This window comes from Vibrio limimangrovi, from assembly GCF_054064025.1.
On sequence record NZ_JBSUGF010000016.1, the window covers coordinates 48,209 to 73,266 of the forward strand.

The 25,058-nt window shown below is 45.3% G+C and carries 22 protein-coding genes; 5 read left to right on the top strand and 17 right to left on the bottom strand.

The genetic code is table 11. The annotated features are described in order from the left end of the window. Positions 1 to 79: 79 nt before the first annotated feature. Genes xseB through dxs form a run of 3 tightly spaced genes read left to right on the top strand, consistent with a single transcriptional unit; the run spans position 80 to position 3,114 of the window. A complete protein-coding gene (gene xseB, locus ACWYU8_RS19320; protein ID WP_182010435.1) occupies positions 80 to 322 on the top strand; it encodes an exodeoxyribonuclease VII small subunit in 243 nt (80 codons plus the stop codon). A 21-nt stretch (positions 323 to 343) separates the two neighbouring features. Then, the gene (gene ispA / locus ACWYU8_RS19325) at positions 344 to 1,228 is read left to right on the top strand and encodes a (2E,6E)-farnesyl diphosphate synthase (protein WP_457521389.1); all 885 of its coding nucleotides are present in this window, start codon (positions 344 to 346) and stop codon (positions 1,226 to 1,228) included. Positions 1,229 to 1,248: 20 nt separating this feature from the next. After that, positions 1,249 to 3,114, top strand: a complete 1,866-nt coding sequence (dxs, locus tag ACWYU8_RS19330; protein ID WP_457521390.1) for a 1-deoxy-D-xylulose-5-phosphate synthase — start codon at positions 1,249 to 1,251, stop codon at positions 3,112 to 3,114. Positions 3,115 to 3,199: 85 nt separating this feature from the next. Here the strand turns inward: dxs and pgpA are convergent, their stop codons facing one another. From pgpA to ACWYU8_RS19400, 14 genes are all read right to left on the bottom strand, one after another. Next, positions 3,200 to 3,706: a phosphatidylglycerophosphatase A gene (gene pgpA, locus ACWYU8_RS19335; RefSeq protein WP_457521391.1), complete on the bottom strand. Its 507-nt coding sequence runs from the start codon at positions 3,704 to 3,706 to the stop codon at positions 3,200 to 3,202. Positions 3,707 to 3,745: 39 nt separating this feature from the next. After that, the gene (thiL, locus tag ACWYU8_RS19340; protein ID WP_457521392.1) at positions 3,746 to 4,711 is read right to left on the bottom strand and encodes a thiamine-phosphate kinase; all 966 of its coding nucleotides are present in this window, start codon (positions 4,709 to 4,711) and stop codon (positions 3,746 to 3,748) included. A gap of 93 nt (positions 4,712 to 4,804) precedes the next feature. Further along, positions 4,805 to 5,272 (bottom strand): transcription antitermination factor NusB, encoded by a 468-nt coding sequence (gene nusB, locus ACWYU8_RS19345; RefSeq protein ID WP_182010430.1) that lies wholly within the window; start codon positions 5,270 to 5,272, stop codon positions 4,805 to 4,807. Further along, positions 5,272 to 5,742, bottom strand: coding sequence for a 6,7-dimethyl-8-ribityllumazine synthase (ribH, locus tag ACWYU8_RS19350; RefSeq protein WP_319536350.1), 471 nt, complete (start codon positions 5,740 to 5,742; stop codon positions 5,272 to 5,274). Before ribH ends, nusB begins: the two co-directional genes overlap by 1 nt. Positions 5,743 to 5,911: 169 nt before the next feature. Next, the gene (gene ribBA, locus ACWYU8_RS19355; RefSeq protein ID WP_457521393.1) at positions 5,912 to 7,021 is read right to left on the bottom strand and encodes a bifunctional 3,4-dihydroxy-2-butanone-4-phosphate synthase/GTP cyclohydrolase II; all 1,110 of its coding nucleotides are present in this window, start codon (positions 7,019 to 7,021) and stop codon (positions 5,912 to 5,914) included. A 141-nt stretch (positions 7,022 to 7,162) separates the two neighbouring features. Then, positions 7,163 to 7,816 (bottom strand): riboflavin synthase, encoded by a 654-nt coding sequence (locus ACWYU8_RS19360; protein ID WP_457521394.1) that lies wholly within the window; start codon positions 7,814 to 7,816, stop codon positions 7,163 to 7,165. A 12-nt stretch (positions 7,817 to 7,828) separates the two neighbouring features. After that, the gene (gene ribD / locus ACWYU8_RS19365) at positions 7,829 to 8,953 is read right to left on the bottom strand and encodes a bifunctional diaminohydroxyphosphoribosylaminopyrimidine deaminase/5-amino-6-(5-phosphoribosylamino)uracil reductase RibD (RefSeq protein WP_457521395.1); all 1,125 of its coding nucleotides are present in this window, start codon (positions 8,951 to 8,953) and stop codon (positions 7,829 to 7,831) included. Positions 8,954 to 8,960: 7 nt separating this feature from the next. Then, entirely contained in the window at positions 8,961 to 9,410 is a 450-nt protein-coding gene (gene nrdR / locus ACWYU8_RS19370; protein ID WP_444494049.1) for a transcriptional regulator NrdR, read from the bottom strand. A 115-nt stretch (positions 9,411 to 9,525) separates the two neighbouring features. Then, the gene (locus tag ACWYU8_RS19375; protein WP_457521396.1) at positions 9,526 to 10,776 is read right to left on the bottom strand and encodes a glutamate-5-semialdehyde dehydrogenase; all 1,251 of its coding nucleotides are present in this window, start codon (positions 10,774 to 10,776) and stop codon (positions 9,526 to 9,528) included. Positions 10,777 to 10,793: 17 nt separating this feature from the next. Beyond that, entirely contained in the window at positions 10,794 to 11,933 is a 1,140-nt protein-coding gene (gene proB, locus ACWYU8_RS19380; RefSeq protein ID WP_457521397.1) for a glutamate 5-kinase, read from the bottom strand. Between the two features lie 119 nt (positions 11,934 to 12,052). Continuing rightward, positions 12,053 to 12,442, bottom strand: a complete 390-nt coding sequence (crl, locus tag ACWYU8_RS19385; protein WP_457521398.1) for a sigma factor-binding protein Crl — start codon at positions 12,440 to 12,442, stop codon at positions 12,053 to 12,055. Between the two features lie 105 nt (positions 12,443 to 12,547). Beyond that, positions 12,548 to 13,795 carry an esterase FrsA gene (frsA, locus tag ACWYU8_RS19390; protein WP_457521399.1) on the bottom strand — a complete coding sequence of 416 codons (1,248 nt, stop codon included), beginning with the start codon at positions 13,793 to 13,795 and terminating at the stop codon, positions 12,548 to 12,550. 92 nt (positions 13,796 to 13,887) lie between these two features. Next, the gene (gene gpt / locus ACWYU8_RS19395; protein WP_444494044.1) at positions 13,888 to 14,352 is read right to left on the bottom strand and encodes a xanthine phosphoribosyltransferase; all 465 of its coding nucleotides are present in this window, start codon (positions 14,350 to 14,352) and stop codon (positions 13,888 to 13,890) included. Positions 14,353 to 14,650: 298 nt separating this feature from the next. Then, positions 14,651 to 15,940 carry an NCS2 family permease gene (locus ACWYU8_RS19400; protein WP_457521400.1) on the bottom strand — a complete coding sequence of 430 codons (1,290 nt, stop codon included), beginning with the start codon at positions 15,938 to 15,940 and terminating at the stop codon, positions 14,651 to 14,653. A gap of 1,030 nt (positions 15,941 to 16,970) precedes the next feature. On the opposite strand from ACWYU8_RS19400, the gene ACWYU8_RS19405 reads away from it, so the two are divergent. After that, positions 16,971 to 18,443: an aminoacyl-histidine dipeptidase gene (locus ACWYU8_RS19405; protein ID WP_457521401.1), complete on the top strand. Its 1,473-nt coding sequence runs from the start codon at positions 16,971 to 16,973 to the stop codon at positions 18,441 to 18,443. Between the two features lie 72 nt (positions 18,444 to 18,515). On the opposite strand, the gene ACWYU8_RS19410 is transcribed toward ACWYU8_RS19405, so the two are convergent. Next, complete coding sequence (locus ACWYU8_RS19410; RefSeq protein ID WP_457521402.1) at positions 18,516 to 19,055, bottom strand: DUF3332 domain-containing protein; 540 nt, start codon at positions 19,053 to 19,055, stop codon at positions 18,516 to 18,518. 326 nt (positions 19,056 to 19,381) lie between these two features. On the opposite strand from ACWYU8_RS19410, the gene ACWYU8_RS19415 reads away from it, so the two are divergent. Continuing rightward, the gene (locus ACWYU8_RS19415) at positions 19,382 to 20,455 is read left to right on the top strand and encodes a succinylglutamate desuccinylase/aspartoacylase family protein (RefSeq protein ID WP_457521403.1); all 1,074 of its coding nucleotides are present in this window, start codon (positions 19,382 to 19,384) and stop codon (positions 20,453 to 20,455) included. Positions 20,456 to 20,592: 137 nt separating this feature from the next. Here ACWYU8_RS19415 and ACWYU8_RS19420 read toward each other — a convergent pair whose 3' ends face one another. Together ACWYU8_RS19420 and purL are read right to left on the bottom strand one after the other, a co-directional pair. Continuing rightward, positions 20,593 to 20,895, bottom strand: coding sequence for a DUF3622 domain-containing protein (locus ACWYU8_RS19420; protein ID WP_457521404.1), 303 nt, complete (start codon positions 20,893 to 20,895; stop codon positions 20,593 to 20,595). 213 nt (positions 20,896 to 21,108) lie between these two features. Continuing rightward, a complete protein-coding gene (purL, locus tag ACWYU8_RS19425; RefSeq protein WP_457521405.1) occupies positions 21,109 to 25,002 on the bottom strand; it encodes a phosphoribosylformylglycinamidine synthase in 3,894 nt (1,297 codons plus the stop codon). Positions 25,003 to 25,058 lie beyond the last annotated feature (56 nt).

A 25,058-nucleotide genomic window follows, 5' to 3' on the forward strand; every position in this document is an offset into this window, starting at 1 on the left:
AAGGTTAAATTTGACCAAGTTACTAGGCTAAGGTAACTTTCGTGCATTCCATGAAAGGCTTAATTAAGGCAGAGAAGAGATGGCGGTTAAGAAACCAGAAAACATGACCTTCGAAGCAACCATTGAAGAGCTTGATAGCTTGGTTGATCAATTAGAAAATGGCGATCTTGCCCTGGATGATGCCCTCCGTAAATTTGAGCGAGGCATTGCCTTGGCTCGTGCTGGCCAAACAAAGCTAAGCGACGCAGAACAACGCGTAAGCATTCTTCTCAGTGAAGATGATGAAGCACCACTCAGTGACTTCACCCCAGATTCAGAATAACAATCAGTAGTGAGCAATGTGATGCAACAGACATTGACGTCTTTTCAACAAAGAAACAATCAGCAATTGAATTTGTGGCTCGAACAGCTCCCATATCAAGAGCAGCCGTTGATTCAGGCAATGAAATATGGCCTTTTGTTAGGTGGAAAACGCGTTCGCCCTTTTCTTGTCTACATCACAGGTCAAATGCTTGGTTGTGAACCAGAAGATCTGGACACACCCGCTGCTGCGATTGAATGTATTCACGCTTACTCGCTTATTCATGATGATCTGCCTGCGATGGATGATGATGAGCTGCGCCGTGGTCAGCCTACTTGTCACATCAAGTTTGATGAAGCGACAGCGATACTTACTGGTGATTCACTGCAAACTCTGGCTTTTACCATTCTTGCCGATGGCGCTTTAAATCCAGAGGCAGAAAAACAGCGTATCAATATGATAAAAGCCTTGGCTCAAGCGTCTGGAGCCAATGGTATGTGTGTAGGCCAAGCGCTGGATTTAGGTGCAGAAAATCGTCAAATATCTCTTGCAGAAATGGAAGAGATACATCGTAAAAAAACCGGAGCCCTGATTGACTGCGCTGTCAAATTAGGCGCGCTGGCTGCTGGTGAGAAAGGTATCGAAGTTTTACCTCATTTAGAGCGCTATTCGAAAGCAATTGGTTTGGCGTTTCAGGTTCAAGACGATATTCTTGATATCATCAGTGACACAGAAACATTGGGTAAGCCTCAGGGTTCTGATCAAGAACTTAACAAAAGCACTTACCCATCCCTGCTGGGTTTAGAGGGAGCCGTCGAGAAAGCTCACTCTCTGTTAAAGGAAGCACTTCAAGCATTGGAAGCTATCCCATACAATACTCAGTTACTAGAAGAGTTCGCCCGATATGTCATCGAGCGCAAAAATTAACACTATAAGCGCGCATTTATATGACTCTTGATATTTCAAAGTACCCAACACTGGCGTTAGCAAATACACCGGAAGAGTTGCGTCTTCTTCCTAAAGAAACATTACCAACACTGTGTGATGAGCTTCGAACGTATCTGCTAAATTCAGTGAGCCAATCAAGCGGACACTTAGCGTCTGGCTTAGGCACAGTGGAGCTCACCGTTGCCCTGCATTATGTTTATAACACTCCCGTAGATCAGTTGATTTGGGATGTTGGCCATCAGGCTTACCCACATAAAATCCTGACCGGACGTCGTGACAAAATGCCGACTATCCGCCAGAAGGGTGGGCTTCATCCATTCCCTTGGCGTTCTGAGAGCGAGTACGACACCCTGTCAGTGGGTCACTCTTCGACTTCTATCAGTGCTGGACTTGGCATTGCCATCAGCGCACAAAAAGAAGGCAAAGGACGTAAAGTCGTTAGCGTAATTGGTGACGGAGCCATTACCGCTGGTATGGCTTTCGAAGCCATGAACCACGCTGGTGATGTTCATCCGGATATGCTGGTGATTCTGAACGACAATGAAATGTCGATTTCAGAAAACGTTGGTGCACTGAACAACCACTTAGCCAAATTACTGTCTGGTAGTCTGTACACGTCTATTCGTGAAGGTGGCAAAAAAGTACTTTCTGGTGTTCCGCCAATCAAAGAGTTAGTTCGCCGTACTGAAGAGCATCTCAAAGGCATGGTTGTGCCGGGGACACTGTTCGAAGAGTTCGGCTTTAATTACATCGGTCCAATTGACGGGCACGACGTGAATGAGCTGGTTCAGACTCTTAAAAATATGCGTGAGCTAAAAGGCCCTCAATTCCTGCACATCATGACCAAGAAAGGCAAAGGTTATGAACCCGCAGAGAAAGATCCCATCGGCTATCACGGTGTACCTAAGTTTGACCCGTCACACGATTGCCTGCCAAAAAGCAGCGGTGGTAAGCCAACGTTCTCAAAGATCTTTGGTGACTTTCTGTGTGATATGGCCGCGCAAGATCCTAAGCTAATGGCTATTACGCCTGCAATGCGTGAAGGCTCAGGTATGGTTCGTTTCTCGAAAGAGTACCCAGAGCAATACTTTGATGTCGCTATCGCAGAGCAGCACGCTGTAACGCTCGCTACAGGCATGGCTATTGCTGGCAATAACCCAATCGTTGCTATTTACTCGACCTTCTTACAACGCGGTTATGATCAGCTCATCCATGACATTGCGATTATGGATTTGCCAGTGATGTTCGCTATCGACCGGGCAGGTTTGGTTGGTGCTGATGGCCAGACTCACCAAGGTGCGTTTGACTTAAGCTTTATGCGCTGCATTCCGAACATGGTGATCATGGCGCCAAGCGACGAGAATGAATGTCGTCAAATGCTGTACACTGGTCACAAGCACACGGGTCCAAGTGCGGTTCGCTACCCTCGTGGCAACGGCATGGGCACTGAAATTGAAAGCGAGTTTACCGCGCTTCAAATTGGTAAAGGTCGAATAGTTCGTGAAGGCGAAAAAGTCGCTATCCTGAGCTTCGGCACCTTCCTGCCTAACGCTCTAGAAGCAGCAGAAAGCCTGAATGCGACTGTAGCTGACATGCGCTTTGTTAAACCACTTGATGAAGCCTTGATTCGTCAATTAGCTGAAGAGCACGATGTTCTTGTCACTCTTGAAGAGAACGCCATCGCTGGCGGTGCGGGTGCGGGCGTACTTGAATTCATGATGAAAGAAAAAATCATCAAGCCAGTGCTCAACCTCGGCTTGCCTGATAAATTCATTCACCAAGGTACTCAGGAAGAACTGCACGAAGAACTTGGTCTGGATGCAAAAGGGATTGAACAATCCATTCATGACTATCTGGCGAAGTAACCTTCACTGAAGTTAACCTTTGATACTAAAAGGGATGCATGATTGCATCCCTTTTCTATTTTGCACTGATTGAGTGTAAAGCTTACTAGTTCATCCAGCCTGCATAGTGAGCGACTAAAAACAGTACAATACCCGCCATAATGCCTGCCACGATGTCATCGATCATGATGCCTAGTCCACCATGAACCCGCTTATCCAGCCAGCCGATTGGCCAGGGCTTAACCATATCGAAGAAGCGGAATAAGATGAAACCCGCTAGCAGCCATTTCCATTCGCTCAATGGAATGTTCAGCGCAGGCACAATGCTCATCGTAATCCAAAAACCGGCAAATTCATCCCACACAATCGAGCCATGATCGTGAACGCCCATATCATCAGAAGTCACCTGACAGATCTTCACGCCAATCACACACGAGATAAGTACCACAACAACATACGCGGTGAACGGCAGCTGAGCTAACAACAAAAAGAAAGGTACTGAGGCTAACGTTCCCATGGTTCCCGGAACAATAGGTGACAAACCGCTGCCAAACCCTGTCGCTAACAAATGCCATGGGTTCTTTAATGAAATCAGTGAAAGAGGATTGGTCATATCCTTAAACCTATACTGCGAGTTTGATGTCTTTCTTAGTTACTTAAAGTGGTCGAAACCGCTTAAGTCCCAGTCGAGAGATTGATTGTTATCGTGAAGCTCAAACGTACCATTTGGTCGAATCTGACCAATGCATGTCACTTTACACCCGATATGAGATAAAGCACTTTGTAATGAGCCATGGTTTTGTTCTGGTATGGTAAAACACAACTCATATTCTTCACCGCTGGATAAAGCATACTGCTGCGCACTGACCTTATCATCTAAAAACTGTACCAGTTCTGAAGATATTGGCAATTGGGACACATCGATGCTCACTCCAACTTGTGAACGTTTGAGGATATGCTTGATATCAGAAATCAAACCATCCGAGATATCGATAGCAGAAGACGCCAAACCCACTAACGCCTGTCCAGCTAAAACACGGGGAGTACTTAAGTAGTGGGCTCTTTCCAGGCTATCTGCGCCAACACGACTACGTAGTGATTCATCTAAGATGACATCCAGTCCCGCTTTCGCATCGCCGAGATTACCGGTCACATAAACCCAGTCCCCTACTTTTGCCCCTGAGCGCATTAAGGCTTTCCCTTCCGGAACAAAGCCTTGTACTGTCAGAGTTAAGCTCAGAGGGCCTTTCGTCGTATCCCCGCCGATGAGCTGAATACCGAAATAATCCGCCAGTTCAAAGAAAGCATCACAGAAAGGTGCTAACCACTCCTCATTAGCTTCCGGCATGGTTAACGCGAAACTCACCCATGCAGGTGTCGCCCCCATCGCAGCCAAATCACTGATGTTTGATGCGAGTGCTTTATGTGCGACCCAAGCAGGATTCGCATCAGCAAGAAAATGCGTCCCCGCAACCAAGGTGTCAGTGCTAATCGCAATCTGAACATTAGCTGGAGCCTTGACCAGCGCACAATCATCCCCTGCCGCAAGGAAAACATCTTTTCGTTGGCTTTGGCGGCCAACAAAGTACTTGTCGATCAGGTTAAATTCACCAGGCATAATTCATCTATCTTTTTAAATAAACAGCTTTTGATATAAAAGCTTTTGACATAAAAAAGGTCAGCAAGTGCTGACCTTTTTAATGAAGAAATATTATTTCTTACGAACGTGAGGCGCTGCTTTATCTAGCACCCCATTCACAAATTTGTGACTGTCTTCTGCTGCGAAAACTTTTGCAAGCTCGATCGCTTCATTAATCACGACTTTGTAAGGAACATCTTCGCGACGCGTCATTTCATACATAGCAAGGCGAAGAAGCGCAAGTTCCATCATATCCAGGTCCTGCATAGGACGTGATACGTATGGACGAATCTTACTGTCTAATTCAGTGTGGCTAAGTACAACACCGCTTAGTAGTTCACGAAAGTACTCTACGTCAGTTTCTGGAGCTGCTAGAGCCGGTTCTGATGCATGAAGTTCTTCTTCATCGTATTTGTCACCAGACAAAAACTGTTCTTCAATCTTGGCAACATTCTCTTTAGTAATTTGCCATGAGTAGATCGCTTGTAGAGCGAATTGACGTGCATTACGACGTGCGGCTGGTTTCACACTGGCCCCCATTAGGAATCAATTTCAGATAGTACATTAATCATTTCAAGTGCGCTTAGTGCAGCCTCTGCACCTTTATTACCAGCCTTGGTTCCCGCGCGTTCAATCGCTTGATCGATAGTATCAACAGTCAAAACACCAAACGCCACTGGAATGCTAAATTCCATCGACACTTGTGCCAGACCTTTATTCATTTCACTACAAACATAGTCAAAGTGAGGCGTTCCACCGCGAATAACTGACCCTAGAGATACAATAGCATCAAATTTGCCGGTTTTAGCAACACGTTGAGCGACTAGAGGTAGTTCAACGGCACCTGGACAACGAACAACAGTAATGTTGTCATCGCTTACTTGTCCGTGACGCTTTAGTGTATCGATCGCACCAGATAGTAGGCTTTCGTTAATAAAACTGTTGAAACGAGAAATAACGATAGCAATTTTTGCATTTGGCGCTGGGAAGCCACCCTCGATCACTTTCATAAGCTTTCCTTTAACTCTATTTTTAAGTGAAATATGTTCATCAAGTGAGAATCGCCGGATTCTAGCACAATTGTGTGAGCAATATCTAATGGAAATTGGCTGCGAGTAGCCTGTTCCTGGTCATGAGCAGTATCCGCTCGTTCAAGACCAGGAACTTATCGTTCAGTTGTTACTCGCAAACGTATTCAACTACGTTAAGGCCAAAACCGCCTAACGCATGGTATTTTTTATTGGTTGACGATAGCAGGCGCATATCACCAACACCTAGATCAGCTAAGATTTGTGAGCCAACACCAACTCGACGTGATGTGCCCTGTTTCTTCGCTAACGTAGGAGCTTCGCCTTTGTCCTGCGCTTCAAACATCTTCACGCGATGGATCAGAAGTTCGCTTGAGTCCTCATGGCCAAGAACAACCAGAACACCACCTTCTTCGCCAATGCGCTTCATCGCTTTCTCCAGTGTCCAGCTGCGCTCAGCATTGCGGTCACTGCGCAACAAATCCGTGAAGACATCTTGCAGGTGTACACGAACTAACGGCGCTTTTTCTTGCAGGTCACCCTTACACATCGCGTAGTGTACCTGGTTATCGATCGTGTCTTTGTAAGTCACTAACTTAAACTCACCAAACTCTGTCGGCAGCTTACACTCAGCAACACGCTCGATGGTGGTTTCAGTGTTGTTACGGTATTCAATTAAGTCAGCGATGGTACCCAGTTTGACACCGTGCTTTTCGCCAAAGATTTCAAGATCTGGTCGACGAGCCATAGTGCCGTCATCGTTTAGGATCTCAACAATAACTGATGCTGGCTCAAGACCTGCCAGACGAGCTAAATCACAACCCGCTTCTGTGTGTCCTGCACGTGTTAATACACCACCATCCTGAGCAGCCAGAGGGAAGATATGACCCGGTTGAACCAAATCAGCCGCTTTCGCATTAGGCGCGACTGCTGCCTGAACAGTGCGAGCTCGGTCTGCGGCCGAAATACCCGTAGTCACACCTTCAGCCGCTTCAATAGAAACAGTAAAGTTCGTGGTATATTGCGCATTGTTATCTTGTACCATTGGAGGTAAGCCTAGATCTGCACAACGCTCTTTTGTCATTGTCAGACAAATCAAGCCACGTCCATAAGTAGCCATAAAGTTGATCGCTTCCGGCGTAATATGCTCGGCAGCCATGATCAAATCACCTTCATTCTCACGGTCTTCGTCATCCATCAAGATGACCATTTTACCCGCGCGAATATCATCAATAATTTCTTTTGGTGTACTGATTGGCATATTCTGTTTCCCGTTATTCTAAATAATTTATTCTTGTGGCAACAAAGTGTTAAAACCTGATGGCAAGTCACTCACGCATAGTTTGTGCCTTGCATACGGTAAGTCAATTGCCCAGCTAAGGTTCTGTGAATGTTGTCGTTATTAAGCAAAACCGTTTTGCTGCAAGAATTCCATGGTAATACGGGACTCTTGCTTCTCTTCTTGCTGTCCTTGCAACAAACGCTCCATGTAACGAGCGAGTACATCCACTTCCAGATTAACTTTGCGGCCAACCTGAAATTGATCAATGGTGGTTTCTTCACTTGTATGAGGCACAATCGTCAGCTTGAATGCATTCTTACGTAAGTCATTCACTGTCAGACTAATCCCATCAACGGTAATTGAGCCTTTGCCCGCGACATACTTGCTTAGCTCAGATGGCATTGCCACCCAAAACTCAATAGCACGACCTACCTGATTACGTTCAACAATTTCACCCACGCCATCAACATGACCAGATACAATATGCCCACCAAAACGTGTGGTTGGCAGCATGGCTTTCTCTAGATTAACCTTGTCACCAACTTGATATTGTGCAAAACCCGTCATTTTCAGTGTCTCTAACGACAGATCCGCACTGTAATAATTGCTTCCGAAATCAATGACAGTCAGGCAAACGCCATTGGTAGCGATACTGTCACCCAGCTTCACGTCGGACATGTCCAAATTACCCGTTTCGACTGTCACCGTGATGTCTTCGCCTTTCGGCGTAATTGCAGCAAGTTTGCCTACTGCTTCTACAATTCCTGTAAACATAATGCTTCTTTTCTAGATTTCATTGCGCACGATGTTGGCGGTGATGCGAATATCGCAGCCCACCATACGTACGTCAGTAATATTTAAATCGATGACTTGAGCCATTTCAGTTAAACCAAGCGCACCAATCAGGCCACGACCATCGCTACCCATTAATTTTGGAGCAAGATAAACGATCAGCTCATCTACAAGATTAGCCTTAATTAGAGCGCTTGCGAGCGTCGCACCCGCCTCAACCCATAAGTGATGGATTTGATACTCGCTCGCGACTTCTTTCAGCGTTGGGACGAGATCGACTCGACCTGTCTCATCCAGTTTAGGCGGTATATCCCCGGTCTGGCTGACAATGATGCGATCACCGTCTGTGCTGAACAATTTGAGTTCATCCGACAATTGGCATTGGCGATCCAAGATAATACGAGCGGGTTGGCGAACCTCTTCAAGCGCATACTGCACCTGTACACTTTGGGGCAAATCATCCCAGCGCACATTCAATGACGCATTGTCATCAATCACGGTTTTACTGGTCGACAGGATACCGCCACTGATGGCTCGGAAACGTTGAACATCCTGACGAGCTTGTGGGGAGGTGATCCACTGGCTCTGACCGTTACTGAGTGCACTTTGCCCGTCTAGGCTAGCTGCCATTTTTAACTGGACGAAAGGCATGCCTGTTTGCATAAACTTGATGAAACCTCGATTCAGCGCAATAGCATCGCTTTCCAGCAAGCCCACCTGAACTTCTATCCCAGCATCACGCAGCATTTGAATACCACGACCCGCTACTTTGGGATTTGGGTCTTGCATCGCACAAACGACTCTCGCCACTTTTGCTTTTATCAGCCCCTCGGCACAAGGCGGAGTGCGCCCATAATGGGAACAGGGTTCGAGAGTAACATATGCCATTGCGCCTTCTGCTTTATCCCCTGCCATTCGCAGTGCATGAACTTCGGCGTGTGGCTCTCCCGCGCGGTGATGGTAGCCTTCACCCACTATATGTCCATCGCGAACAATAACGCAGCCAACATTAGGGTTAGGAGAAGTCGTATAGATGCCGCGCTGTGCGAGTGAGATCGCACGCGACATCATAGAAAAATCTTGAGGGGAAAATGCACTCTGAGGTGTGTATTGAGCCATGTGTTATTCAGTCTTCCAGACGGGCTATCTCTTCGCCAAATTCGCGGATATCTTCAAAACTGCGATAAACAGAAGCAAAGCGGATATAAGCGACTTTATCCAACTCTTTCAGTTGGTCCATCACTAAATTACCAATCATCTGGCTAGGCACTTCACGCTCACCTGTCGCGCGAAGCTGGGATTTAATCATACTTATCGCGAGTTCTATGGCATCAGCACTTACCGGGCGCTTTTCTAACGCACGCTGAATACCGCCAACCATTTTATCTTCATCAAACGGTTCACGGTTGCCATTCGATTTGATCACCTTAGGCATGACCAATTCCGCGGTTTCAAACGTCGTAAAACGTTCATTACACGTTAGACACTGGCGACGACGACGTACCTGGTGACCATCCGCAACCAGGCGAGAATCTATAACTTTTGTTTCGTTCTCGGAACAAAAAGGACAATGCATATCACCTCCAAACAAAGCGCTCTTAAAAGCCAAACTAGTGTAGCGGAATTGGTAAGTGAGAGAAAACAAAAAGGGGCATTTCGCCCCTTTTTCGTTCAATATCGTGTTGAATATGTTAGCTACGTGCTAAGTAGTTTGCTTTACCTACCCATTTGTAGCTGGTCAGCTCTTCTAAGCCCATAGGACCACGAGCGTGCAGCTTCTGAGTTGATACGGCAACTTCTGCTCCAAGGCCGAATTGTGCACCGTCAGTAAAGCGTGTAGCCGCATTCACATATACTGCTGCAGAACCCACCGAATTGATGAACAATTCAGAGTTTTCCAGACTGTTGGTCATGATCGCATCAGAGTGGCTGGCATTGTGCACACGCATATGGTTAATTGCGTCTTTTACATCAGCAACGACTTGTACACCTAACGTGTAGCTTAGCCATTCTGTATCGAAATCGCCTTCGGCCGCATCGCGAATCTGTTTTGCGTCGCTCATCAGTGCTTTTGCTTTTGGCTCAGCAACAAACGTGACTTTATCGTTCATGCGTTCCACCAGCATTGGCAGAAACTCAGCCGCAATCTTTTCATGTACCAACAAAGTATCCAGCGAGTTACATGCAGACGGGCGCTGAACTTTTGAGTTTTCAACGACGTTGAGCGATTTCACAAGATCCGCTGATTCATCAACAAAAATATGGCTGATACCAAAACCGCCAATGATGACTGGAATTGTGCTGTTTTCTTTGCACATTTTGTGCAGGCCAGCACCACCACGAGGAATGATCATATCCACGTAGTCGTCCAGTTTTAGCAACTGTGACACAAGCTCTCGGTCTGGTTTTTCAATGTATTGAACTGAAGCCGCAGGAAGATTCGCTTTTTCCAGCGCAGACTGAATAACTTTAACCAGTTCCATATTAGAGAAGAACGTCTCTTTACCACCGCGTAGAATGCTCGCATTACCGGTTTTCAGGCACAGTGCCGCGATATCAATGGTCACGTTTGGACGCGCTTCGTATATCACGCCGACGACACCCAGAGGGACACGACGGCGAGACAATGACATGCCGTTCTCGAGTACTTTGCTATCAATTTCACTGCCCACAGGATCATTTAGGCTGATCACGTTACGAACATCATTCGCAATACCTGTCAGGCGCTCTTCATTGAGCAGAAGACGATCTAATAACGCATCAGTCAGACCTGCTTCGCGGCCGAGTTCAATGTCTTTTGCGTTAGCCGCCAGAATAGCCGCTGAATTTTGTTCCAGCTCATCAGCGATAATGGCCAGAGCTTGGTTTTTTTGTGAAGTTGACGCTGTCGCCAATTCGAAAGCTGCATCTTTAGCAGCTTTACCCATGTTCGTTAAATCCACTTTGCTTTCCTTAATTTCTATTCCTGAATGACGACAAGATCATCTCGGTGAATAACTTCTGAACCGTAATCATGGCCCAAAATCAAGATGATATCTTTACTGTGCTTACCAGAAATTTTTGCCAGATCGTCACTTGAGTAGGCGCTAATACCACGCGCGACTAATTTACCGTGGGAGTTCGTTACACGAACAACTTCACCACGAGCAAAATCACCACTTACTTTCGTCACGCCTTTGGCTAACAAACTGCTGCCAGTACCCACAACGGCATTCACAGCACCATCATCGATAATGATATCGCCCGATGCTGTTGGACCAGCTAAGATCCAGCGCTTACGGTTTTCCAGTGCTTCAGAGCAAGGTAAGAAACGCGTCCCTTGTGGATGTTCACTCAATGAGTCCACAATCACGTTGATTGCACTACCCGCAGCAATGATAACTTCAATACCTGCGCGACGAGCAATGTCTGCGGCTTGAAGCTTGGTTGCCATACCACCAGTGCCGAGCGTTGTACCACTGCCACCTGCAATTTTACGCAGTGTGTCATCAATGGTTTTAACTTCTTTGATCAGCTCTGCATTCGGGTCTTTACGCGGATCCGCAGTAAACAGGCCTTTCTGGTCAGTGAGGAGCATTAATTTATCTGCACCACATAAAATCCCCACTAAAGCAGACAGGTTGTCGTTGTCGCCAACTTTAATCTCACTTGTTGCTACGGCATCGTTCTCGTTCACTATCGGGACAATATCATTTGCGACCAGAGCATTGATGGTATCGCGCGCATTCAGGAAACGTTCGCGATCTTCCAGATCAGCACGCGTCAATAACATCTGCCCAATCTTAATACCGTAAATACTAAACAAAGACTCCCAAGTTTGAATCAAACGGCTTTGCCCTACTGCAGCAAGCAGCTGTTTGCTCGCCATTTCGTTGGGCAGTGCGGGGTATCCAAGATGCTCACGGCCTGCTGCAATTGCACCAGACGAAACTATTACTACTGAATGGCCTTGTTTCTTAAGCTCTGCACATTGACGCGCCAGCTCAACCATATGAGCACGATCTAGCGCTAATGTACCGCCTGTCAGCACACTTGTACCCAGTTTCACAACGACAGTTTGTGGTTGCGAAACAACTGCATTTTGTTGATTCGTTGTCATGATGTCTTCTGAAGTGAAAAACAAATAAAGAGGATGTTTTAACAATCAAATGGGGATTTAACAAGAGAAAAGGTGCGAAAACGCACCTTTTTGTTTTATAGCAATAGAAAAGGGTCAAATTAAGCGAAGTCAAAGGACTCTGTGTGGTATTCGACCTCTAATTTGAAGTTCTCTTCTAAGGTATCAATGAGCTTTTGATGGAAAGTACTTTGAGTCAAGTAAACTTCCTCTACCGACTTTTTAGGCAACGCTTCCGAGTCCCATTGCCCCTCTTTGTTGTACTTTCCAATGTGGTATTTCGCAGTAAAGCCCCCTTCGGTGGATTCTAACTCCATCCACCAGCCCCAAAACTCACGTTTTTCAGGTGATTTTTTATCGTCTACGCACACTGACAAACAATCAAAGTAATAACATCCTTCCTGTGATTGTGGTTCACGCAGGTAAGGCCCTATCGCCTTTAGCTTTGACATCAAGCGAAAGTGTGAAGGCCCCTGAGTCGTCTCTGACATATGAATCTCCGTTTCCATAATAAAAAGTGAAAATCATTATTATTTTTAATTTTCATGAGCTTAATTTTTGCTCAAGTATCCACTTTAACTCAATGGTAAGGTTTGTCATCTTAATAATTCATCTTCCAACCACTTTATGGCTAAATCGAGGGATTGCTCATAACCTTTTGAAATTGACTTAGCACTGATTTTTTTCGCCTGTCCGTACTGACTAAATAGCGCAACCAACTGATTATCACTATACGGTGAGACCGGGTCTCCCTCCAGGCCTAATGCCAGAATTGGCACCTTAGTTCTACGGTTGGTCAAAAAGCCTTGAACCTTCAAGGACCACGCTTTCATTTGCCCCGCCATGCTGTTGATATCTACAACACTTTTACCTAATCTCGATGCAAACAGGTCCAGATACATCTTCGGCATTTTCTGCAGTTTCGCAGGAGATGAAAACAGATCATGCACAGGGGCTCCCAACGCCACACACGCTTTGATCTTCTCTTGTTCAAGGAACGAAAGACGAACCATCGCATTTCCGCCAAAACGAAAACCAACCAAGCCGACTTTATGATGATCAACATAAGGAATCGAGTAGAGCTCATTTAAAACTGCCTGGTGAAGACAACTCGTATCTTCAGTTAAAGGCCAGTGAGAGCTGTATCCTACCGAAGGCATATCGACGGTCACCATCGCAATATCTCTAGGCGCTAAGCGATTTCGGAACAAGCGCCACATATCCGTTTGCAAACTGTCCAAACCCGCGCTGACCATGACAACGGGCAACTGTTTGTCCGTCCTCGGCAAATGTAAGTTGGCAATAATTTTGCGATTTTGGTATGGCACTTCTATTTGCTTGATCGTGTATTTGGTTTTCTCGGCTGCTTCTGAATACGCTTTATTAGCCAGAACCTGAGCCTGAAGTGCCAAATTATCACTCTTCAAATGCGGGTAACCTGCGATACTAAAACACAGTGATGCCGAAAAAAGCTGCTCCGCGGCCTCTTCTCCTTGTAACTGCTCCGAGCGTTTTTGATGCTCCATACCCAATTTGATCCACTCGAATGTCCAGTTACCACTGTGGTAGCCCATTACGGTATCTAACCATTCATCTTTGGTACGTGAGTGCGTTGAAGAAGCAATTCTGGATAACACCTCTTCGATCTCTATTGGAGAAACACCTTGCCATGCCCACTGCAGACGCAGTAAATGACGATACCAAGCACTGTCACCCATCTCTTCCCGTTCGTCGAGAATTTTTTGGCTGGATGGCATGTACTGAGTAAGTGCAGAGGTTTCTTTTGCTTGCTTATGGTTCACAAACAAAGTTTCAGAGAGATTTTTACTGATTTCTTCAGGCATATGAAGAATCCTAGGCTATTTGCAATAGATATAATGATAATAAAAAAAATGCCCCTAAACAGGGGCACTTCTCAATATTCTTTTGACTGCAATTATTTTTGCTTGCGATTTACAGGTTCAACATACTGGATTGACATATCCCATGGCTGTTCAATCCACGTATCTTGTGCAATATCAACCACGTAATCGTCAAGCAGCTCTTTACCAGATGGCTTCGCGCATACTGCAATTAATTTTGCTTTCGGGTACATTTCACGTAGTTGACGTGCAGTATCACCACTATCTACCAGGTCTTCAACGATTAAGTAACCTTCACCGTCACCTTCTGGCGCTTTAAGCACAGACATGTCACGCTGATGGTCGTGGTCGTAGCTTGAAATACAGATAGTATCCACATAACGAATGCCTAGTTCACGAGCCAGGATGGCGCCAGGAATTAAACCACCACGGCTTACTGCCCAGATACCTTTCCATTGCTCAGCTGGCATTTGTTTTTCCGCCAGTTCACGACAGTAAGTCTGCATCGTATCCCAAGTGATAATGAATTTTTTACTCATTGTAATAACCTAATAATTTGAAAATATGCATCCCCAATCTTTAGTCGAATGGCTCTTGAGTTATCATTTCAACTGATATCTCAGATTCAACTAATCTCTCAAACTGAACGAGACGGGGCTATAAGCTGCGCAAGCGATTATTCTACCGAAAGCCCATTTTAATACCAATGGTGATATCAAATTTCTCCACATTTGTTCCCAAAGGACGTCAAAGTGCAGAAAAATCGATTTCGGTGAACAACGTTAAAATAAAAGCCAGTGCGAACGAGTGCCCGCACTGGCTTTTTTCGAGATTGGATTAACCTACAAGGTATTTCACGATGAAGATGGCAGACATCACCCAAACACTCATCGATACATCACGACCTTTACCACTAAATAGCTTGATAGCCGCGTAAGAGATAAAACCTAGTGTGATACCTTCTGCAATAGAGAACGTCAGTGGCATAACAAGGCACGTTACAACGACCGGAGACGCTTCAGTCAAGTCACGCCAGTCTATGCTTACCAGACCAGAAAGCATTAGAATCGCGACGTAGAATAGTGCACCTGAAGTTGCGTAAGCTGGAATCATACCGGCAAGAGGTGAGAAGAACAGAGCCAGAAGAAACATAACGCCGACAACAACAGCAGTTAGACCTGTACGACCTCCAGCAGCAACACCAGCAACACTTTCAATGTAAGATGTCGTGTTTGATGTACCTAATAAAGCGCCAACTGAAGTCGCTGTTGAGTCAGCAAGCAGCGCTTTGTTCAAACGAGGAATGTTACCGTTTTCGTCTGTTAGACCCGCTTTCTGTGAAACACCAACCAGCGTTCCTGCAGTATCGAACAAATCAACGAATAGGAAAGCAAAAACCACGGAGATCATGCCAACTTCAAACAGGCCTGAGAAGTCTAGTTGTAAAAACGTTGGCGCAATGCTTGGTGGTGTTGACATAACACCGCCCCACTGAACATCACCGAATACTAGTCCTAAGCCTGTTACAGCCAGGATCGCAATCATCACCGCACCTTTCACGCCGCGATGAACCAGTGAAATAGTCAGGAAAAAGCCAACCGAAGCCAGCACTGCTGGTAACGAGGTAATATGTCCCATAGAAACCAATGTTGCTGGGTTATCAACCACAATGCCGGCATTTTTAAGTGCAATGAACGCAAGGAAGAGACCAATACCAGCCGAGATACCGGTACGCAAAGAGTGAGGGATTGAGTTGATGATCCATTCACGAATCTTAAAAATACTCAACAAAATGAACAACAGACCTGAAACGAATACCGCAGCTAGTGCTACCTGCCATGTGTAGCCCATACCCAATACAACAGAGTAGGTAAAAAAGGCGTTAAGTCCCATGCCCGGAGCCTGTGCGATCGGATAGTTCGCGACTAAGCCCATAATAAAACAGCCAATTGCTGCTGCAAGACAGGTCGCTACAAAAATAGCGCCACGATCCATACCGGTATCAGAGAGTATTGCTGGGTTTACAAAAATAATGTAAGCCATGGTAAGGAAGGTAGTAATCCCTGCGATGATCTCAGTGCGCACATTTGTGCTATTTTCACTAAGTTTAAAGAGCCTTTCGAGCATGATCGAATCCTGTTAGAGGTAAAAAGTAAACGGTTGCGTAATCGATTGGTGTGAATTATAAAGTTATCAAATAGCAAATTCCAGATAGAATTTTCACTCTAAATGGATTTTTTTGCAGGATATGAAACCCGTTATCTAGCATTTTTAGTGCTCATTAGATTTAAAGCTTATGAAACAATAATTAGCAAGTTTTCATCCAGAAAGCGAAAAGAGTGCAAACTGAACAATGTACTAAACTTTCAGACGAAAACACCGACTTTATCGTCAAATGTATGCTGCAATCAGGTAAGAATTGGAATAAGACAGGCAAGCTTGATTGGAACCGGGACTCAGCGACTATATTTTAGTCAAAGAGAAGAAAAAGAGATAAAAAAACGCCACTCAATTTGAGTGGCGCTGAATCATGTCAGTAGTGATACTGAAAAAAAATTCCAATTTATAGGGGTGAACAAACTGTTCAAGTCACATGCGTTGACTACTAGTCATCATCCAAAGAATGAATCAGTAACCAAAACTTGTTGGGTATACAAAGTTGCCGGTATAAACAGACTTGCTATTCCAGAACATTGTACTCGGTAAACCTTTCATAACTATCACCTTCTCTCGCATTTAATCATTCGTTGATTTCTCGGTTCCCTGGAGGCGATATACGGACTCATCCTTTGAGCATTTCATTCTTCTCTACTGAAGATGGTTACAAATATACCACAAGGAAATTAAGTTACAACACTTTTAGTGATACAAATCACATAAAATTCAAAATTAAGCTAAATTCTCCGACTTAATTGTAATTTAATTACAATATTGTAAATAAAGTTATCTTTATTATATGAGAATAGTAGCACTTGCTCTTCAGCTTGTTCATAAACTGTGACAATAGAGGGAGAAATCCTTACACATACGACTACTAGTCGCACTCTTCAAATGGTATTCTTGCTCTAATTCCTATCAAATATCATTAGCATTTTCTGCTAGATATACGCAACTTTTAAATAAGATATTTGGTAAATTAGATTACAAGGAGCTTTACGTGTCTGACTTTCATTCAGAAATTAGTACCTTATCACCAACTCCGCTATGGCGTTTTTTCGATAAGATTTGTTCTATCCCTCATCCATCAAAGCATGAGGAAGCTCTCGCACAATACATTATCAACTGGGCAACAGAGCAAGGCTTAGATGTTCGTCGTGATCCTACCGGTAACGTATTCATCAAAAAACCTGCAACTCCAGGTATGGAAAACAAAAAAGGCGTGGTTCTTCAAGCACACATCGACATGGTGCCGCAAAAGAATGAAGAGACAGACCACGACTTTACCAAAGATCCAATTCAGCCTTACATCGATGGTGAATGGGTGACTGCGAAAGGCACTACCCTTGGCTCAGACAACGGCATTGGTATGGCCTCTTGTCTTGCGGTTCTTGCTTCTACTGAGATCAAGCATGGTCCAATTGAAGTGCTGCTGACCATTGATGAAGAAGCGGGTATGACGGGTGCTTTCGGGCTTCAATCAGGCTGGTTAGAAGGTGATATCCTGCTAAACACCGACTCAGAGCAGGAAGGCGAAGTGTACATGGGTTGTGCTGGCGGCATTGATGGTGCGATGACATTCGATATCACTCGCGATGCCATTCCTGTCGGCTTTATTACACGTCAACTGACACTCAAAGGTCTGAAAGGTGGTCACTCTGGATGTGATATTCATACTGGTCGTGGTAATGCGAATAAACTGCTTGGCCGCTTCCTGGCTGGTCACGCACGTGAACTGGATCTGCGTTTGGTTGAGTTCCGTGGTGGTAGCCTACGTAACGCGATTCCACGAGAAGCATTCGTAACCGTTGCGCTTCCGGCAGAAAACCAAGACAAGCTTGCAGAATTGTTCAACTACTACACAGAGCTACTAAAAGCAGAGCTAGGTAAAGTAGAAACCGGTATTGTTACCTTCAACGAAGAGATCGCAACAGACGCTCAAGCGTTTGCTTCTGCAGACCAACAACGTTTCATTGCCGCGCTAAATGCTTGTCCAAACGGCGTAATACGTATGAGTGACGAGATCGAAGGCGTGGTTGAAACGTCTCTAAACGTTGGTGTGATCACCACTGAAGAGAATAAAGTAACCGTACTTTGTCTGATTCGCTCTCTGATTGATTCAGGACGTAGCCAAGTTGAAGGTATGCTGAATTCCGTTGCAGAGTTGGCTGGTGCCCAAATCGCATTTTCTGGCGCTTACCCAGGCTGGAAGCCAGATGCAGACTCTGAGATCATGGCAATCTTCCGTGATATGTACGAAGGTATCTACGGTCACAAGCCGAACATAATGGTGATTCACGCGGGCTTGGAATGTGGTCTGTTTAAAGAACCTTACCCAAATATGGACATGGTTTCGTTCGGCCCGACGATCAAATTCCCTCACTCTCCAGATGAGAAAGTGAAGATCGATACTGTTCAGCTATTCTGGGATCAAATGGTAGCTCTACTTGAAGCTATTCCTGAGAAAGCATAACAGTGTGTTCGATAAAATTAAAAAGGGTGCCCGCCGAGGCACCCTTTTTTAATTTAGTAAATCTTGCACTCATTACGCACGAGTTTGCGCATACGCAGACAACTCATCCATAGAAGTTTTCGCGACTACTTCACCATCAATATAGTAAGTAACAAAATCACCTTCACGTACACCCATTAGCTTCGCTGTGTCGCCATTATTGTAGGTGATGTCCATTTGAATCGTATTCTCGTCAATTTGTTGCATCTGCCCTTGCTCAATAACACGGATATTAGTTAATGGACTCATTGGGGCAGTCGTTAGAGATTTATCTAACTGGTGGTTAACATCAATATAAGTATCCACCTTAGAATCGAAAATATGTGGTTTACCGTTTAGTGGGTTTTTACCTGTCCAGAATTCCAATGAGTTAAATACGATGTAATCTGCTGCGATCGCAACGCCGTATACTGGTGCCATAAGCATATTTAGACCACCACGAGCATAACGGTTATCAACAGCTTTTAGGTTAAACCCCATTACATAACCAGTTACTGCATTACTGCCCACACAGCCAGAAAGTGAAACTGCAACAGCAGTCATTACGCCGATTTTAGTCATTGTCTTTTTCATCAAAACCTCAAGATAGATATTAAATAAAAATCGGCGCGGATATTAGCGAATAAAAAATGAGGTAAAAAGGTCAATTTTGTCTCTAAAAGTTTCATTATTATTTTTAAGACTCAAACAATTACCTGAACAATAATTAACCCCAAAATCTATAGCGGTGACGATGTATAACGCCAAAAATAAAAGTAATATTGACAACATAAATCTCACAAGAGATTATTTTTTATTCTCATTAATTAAAATATTTTGTCGTATCCTTAACTAGAAAGATTAGTGTGATTATGACGCGATTGTTACATTGTTGATAACATATATGACAGAGATGTTTTATGGCTAGAAGTAGAAATAAAAGAAATAGAGTATTTGAACTACTCGGGCATCAAATACAGCCAGGACAGCGATTAGAGATCGAATTCGAAGCGGCACAACTTTACACCCACTCACCTTTATCCATTCCGGTGGAAATCATCCACGGTAAACAAGAAGGTCCGGTGCTGATGGTGAATGCCGCAATCCACGGAGATGAGCTCAATGGCGTAGAAATCGTTCGTCAGATCATAAACCAATTAGATCCATTAAAGCTAAAAGGCACGGTGATAGCAGTACCTATTGTCAACGTATTTGGGTTGATACATAAATCACGTTATTTACCTGACCGCCGCGATCTAAACCGTTGCTTTCCCGGCAGCGAAAAAGGTGCTCTCGCTTCTCGAATGGCGCACGGTTTCTTCAATAACATTGCCAAGCGCTGTAACTATATTCTGGATTTACACACCGGTGCGATACACCGAACGAACCTGCCACAAATCCGTGCAAACCTAAGTAACCCAGAAACACTACGTATTGCCAAAGCATTTGCGACACCAGTGATTATTGATTCCGCTTTACGTGATGGCTCTTTGCGCAGTGAAGCCGAGAAATGTGACATTCCGGTTCTCACTTACGAAGCGGGTGAAGCATTACGTTTCGATCCTCTATCAATCAGTGCTGGCGTAATGGGTATTCAGCGTGTAATGCAGGCGATTGGTATGCTACGAGCGAGCCGTAAGAAGTTCCCTGACCCAGTGATAGCAAAATCCACCAGTTGGGTACGTGCTCCAGGCAATGGTATTTTGCGTACTGTCGTTAATCTGGGAGATAAAGTTGAACAGGATGAAACGCTGGCTTATATCAGCTCACCTCTTGGACATGTTGAGATAGAGCTTAAAGCACCTAAAGGTGGTCTGGTCATCGGTCAGCAGACATTGCCACTGGTCAATGAAGGTGATGCTATTTTCCATCTTGCTTATTTCAATCAGGGAGATGACGAAGTAGAACAAGCGGTAGAAAGCTATATTGAAGAATTGAATGAATTTGATGTTGATCCTGTGACTACAGGGCAAATACCGCTCGACGTTCAATAAAAGTTTGCATGCTCTAATACACCAAAGTCGGCATATTATGTGCCGACTTTTTTAATCCAAAAAAATAGCCCCGAAGTGGACTTCAGGGCTTTTTCTAGCACTACCGACTCAGTAAAACACAAGTCGGAAATAGGCCATTATTCTTCGTCAGCTTCAGCGTCGCGCGCTTGACGAGCTTCTTCTTTGCGAGCTTTTGCCGCAAGCTGTTCTGCTTCACGCTCTTGACGTTGAACTGCTTTTCGCTCATTACGAACGACTTGGTTTTGAATAAAGCCAGCCAGTTCTTTTTCAGCCCAAGCTTGTGCTTGTTCTTCACTTTCAAAAGCACTCTCACGTTTTGAGACAATCGTCTTGCGAGAGGTGACTTGACGAGTAATTTCTGCAGTCCAGCCGTTACGTTTTTCAGTTACACGGATAGCAAATTTTGGATTTTTAGACATCTATTTCAATTCCTAAGGGATTAATCAGGGATTCGGTCAACTTGATCACTCTATCTAAGCTGTATAACCACCATCCCTTGGTAAGCGCGGTATTAGAGCATAATTGCTTCGTCTTTGCGCGACTTTTTTAACTGTAGGTGAGAATTTTTGTTGGTAAAAACAAAAAGCGCAGACCTTTTGATCTGCGCTTTGCTCTTTGGATAAGAGTCAGAATTAACCGATGTTCTTACGTGCGTTTTGGAACATACGCATCCAAGCACCGTTTTCACCCCAGCCTTCAGGAGACCAAGAGTTTGCAACCGTACGGAATACACGCTCTGGGTGAGGCATCATGATGGTTACACGGCCGTCTGCTGTCGTCAGACCGGTAATCGCATTTGGTGAACCATTCGGGTTATTCGGGTACTGTTGCGTTGGGTTACCGTTATTATCTACGTAACGTAATGCTACTGTACCTGATGCTTCAATTGCGTTCAGGTGCTCACCGCCACGAACTTCCACACGACCTTCACCGTGAGAAACCGCGATAGGCATGCGAGAACCAGCCATACCATCAAAGAATACAGAATCAGATTTCTGTACTTCTACCAGGCTAAAGCGAGCTTCAAAACGCTCAGATTCGTTGCGGACAAAACGTGGCCACAAGTCTGCACCAGGGATAAGTTCTTTTAGGTTCGATAGCATCTGACAACCGTTACATACACCTAGAGAGAAGGTATCTTCGCGGTTGAAGAATGCCTGGAACTGCTCACGAGCCTGCGCATTAAACAGGATAGACTTCGCCCAACCTTCGCCTGCACCTAGTACATCACCGTAAGAGAAACCACCACAAGCAACAAGACCTTGATACTCATCAAGCACCGCTTGGCCTGTCAGAATATCGCTCATATGGATGTCGGTTGCTTCAAAGCCAGCGCGGTCAAATGCCGCCGCCATTTCAACGTGAGAGTTAACACCTTGCTCACGAAGAATTGCCATCTTAGGTTTCGCGCCTTTAGCAATGTATGGAGCTGCGATATCTTCGTTCACATCAAAGCTTAGAGATACGTTCAAACCAGGATCTGAGTTGTCTTTCTTCGCTTCAAACTCTTGGTTTGCGCATGCTGGGTTGTCACGTAGAGCCTGCATCTTGTGCGTCGTTTCTGCCCAGATAACTCGTAGGTCTGTACGTGAACGCTCAAGTACTACTGAATCACCAGAAGTGATAACAAAGTTGTCAGAAGCTTCAACAGAACCAATCACGTGTGAGCACGCTTCCAGGCCATTCGTTGACAGCGTTGCCAATACAGAGTCCAGCTCTTCGTTCTTAACCTGAATAACTGCACCTAGCTCTTCGTTAAATAGAACTGCCAGTGCATCGTCGCCCAGACCTTCGATGTTCGCTTTCACGCCACAGTGACCCGCGAATGCCATCTCAGCAAGAGTAACAAATAGACCGCCGTCGCCTTTATCGTGGTAAGCAACCAATTTGTCGTCACGTACCAGTGTTTGCATCGCATCGAAGAAGCCTTTTAGCTGCTCAGCGTTGTCTACATCTGCCGGCTTATCACCAAGCTGCTTGTAAACCTGCGCCAGTGCTGTTGCACCCAGACGGTTTTTGCCGTTGCCCAGGTCAACAAGAACAAGTGAAGAGTCACCTTTGTCAGTACGAAGCTGAGGCGTTACTGTCTTACGTACGTCTTCTACGCGGCCAAAAGCTGTGATTACTAGTGATAGCGGTGAAGTGACTTCTTTGCTCTCACCATTCTCTTCCCATTTGGTCTTCATCGACATTGAGTCTTTACCAACAGGGATAGTCAGACCAAGTGCAGGGCATAGCTCTTCACCGACTGCTTTCACCGCTTCGTAAAGACCGGCATCTTCACCTGGGTGACCAGCTGGAGACATCCAGTTCGCAGACAGCTTAATACGTTTAATATCACCGATGTCGGTTGCAGCGATGTTAGTCAGAGACTCACCGACTGCCAGACGAGCAGATGCGCCGAAGTCTAATAGAGCAACCGGAGTACGCTCACCCATTGACATCGCTTCACCGTGGTATGTGTCGTAACTTGCAGCCGTAACCGCACAGTTAGCCACAGGGACCTGCCAAGGACCAACCATCTGGTCACGAGCAACCAAACCCGTTACCGAGCGATCACCGATAGTAATCAGGAACGTTTTCTCAGCTACAGTAGGAAGACGAAGTACGCGATCTGCCGCTTCGTTGATTTCGATACCATCGCGTGCAATCGCCGGGCTATCTACTTTCAGTGTCGTTGCTTCACGGTGCATCTTCGGTGTTTTACCAAGCAAGATATCCATTGGCATATCAATTGGTGTGTTATCGAAGTGAGAGTCTTCCAGAGTCAGATGACGTTCTTCTGTTGCAACACCAACTACTGCGTATGGTGCACGTTCACGCTTACAGATTGCATCAAATGCTTCCATATGCTCTGGCGCAACCGCAAGAACATAACGTTCCTGAGATTCGTTACACCAGATTTCCAGTGGGCTCATGCTCAATTCATCATTTGGTACATCACGTAGCTGGAACTTACCGCCACGCTCGCCGTCGTCACAAAGCTCAGGAAGTGCGTTAGAGATACCACCCGCGCCCACATCGTGGATAAATGCGATTGGGTTATCTGCACCTAGCTGCCAACAACGGTCGATAACTTCCTGACAACGACGCTCCATCTCTGGGTTTTCACGTTGTACTGAAGCAAAGTCCAGATCTTCTGCTGACTGGCCAGATGCCATTGAAGACGCAGCACCACCACCAAGACCGATATTCATTGCCGGACCGCCAAGTACGATTAGGCTCGCACCAACTGGGATCTCTTTCTTCTGAACGTGTTCGTCACGAATGTTACCCATACCACCAGCAATCATGATTGGCTTGTGGTAACCACGCACTTCTTCACCAGCGTGTGAAGTCACTTTTTCTTCGTAAGTACGGAAGTAACCTAGTAGGTTTGGACGACCAAATTCGTTGTTGAATGCTGCGCCGCCTAGTGGACCTTCTAGCATGATATCTAATGCGTTTACGATACGACCAGGTTTACCGAAGTCGGTTTCCCATGGCTGTTCAAAGCCAGGAATACGTAAGTTAGACGTTGTGAAACCAACCAGACCCGCTTTTGGTTTACCACCGATACCGGTCGCACCTTCATCACGAATTTCACCACCAGAACCGGTTGATGCACCTGGCCATGGAGAAATCGCTGTTGGGTGGTTGTGCGTCTCAACCTTCATCAAGATGTGCGCATCTTCATGGTGGTAAGTGTATTGACGTGTTTTCGGATCAGGGAAGAAACGACCTACTTTAGAACCTGTCATTACCGCTGCGTTATCTTTGTACGCAGACAGAACGTGGTCCGGAGTCGTTTCAAACGTATTTTTGATCATCTTAAACAGAGACTTCTCTTGGTCTACGCCATCGATAGTCCAGTCTGCATTAAAGATTTTATGGCGACAGTGCTCTGAGTTCGCCTGAGCAAACATCATCAGCTCAATGTCGTTTGGATTACGACCTAGCTTAGTGAAGTTCTCCACCAAGTAATCAATTTCATCTTCTGCTAGCGCTAAACCAAGTGAAACGTTGGCTTCTTCAAGTGCAAGACGACCACCAGCCAAGACATCAACGTGTGCCACTGGAGCAGGCTCAGCAACGGTAAACAGAGCAGAAGCCGCTTCAAATTCAGTGAATACCGTTTCCATCATGCGGTCATGGATAAGGGCTTTTACTACGTCAACTTGCTCTTGAGACAGTTCAGACGAAACTTCAACATAGTACGCCGTACCACGCTCAAGACGCTTAACTTTAGTCAAGCCACAGTTTTTAGCGATATCGGTAGATTTAGAAGACCATGGTGAAATAGTGCCAGGACGAGGCGTAACAAGAAGTAGAAGACCTTCAGGCTCGTGCTCTTCGATCGTTGGGCCGTAAGTCAGCAACTTTTCTAGCTTTTCTAACTCTTGGTCATCAAGGTCAGATTTTAGATCCGCAAAGTGCATAAACTCGGCGTATATGCCGGTTACAGGCAGATCTTGTTCACGACAAAGTTCCAATAGTTTATTAACACGGAACTCAGAAAGAGCTGGGGAGCCACGCAAAATTCTCATGTGCTTAGGTCTCTTATGCAATTGATTAAGGTGATATTGGAATAAATTCATACAGT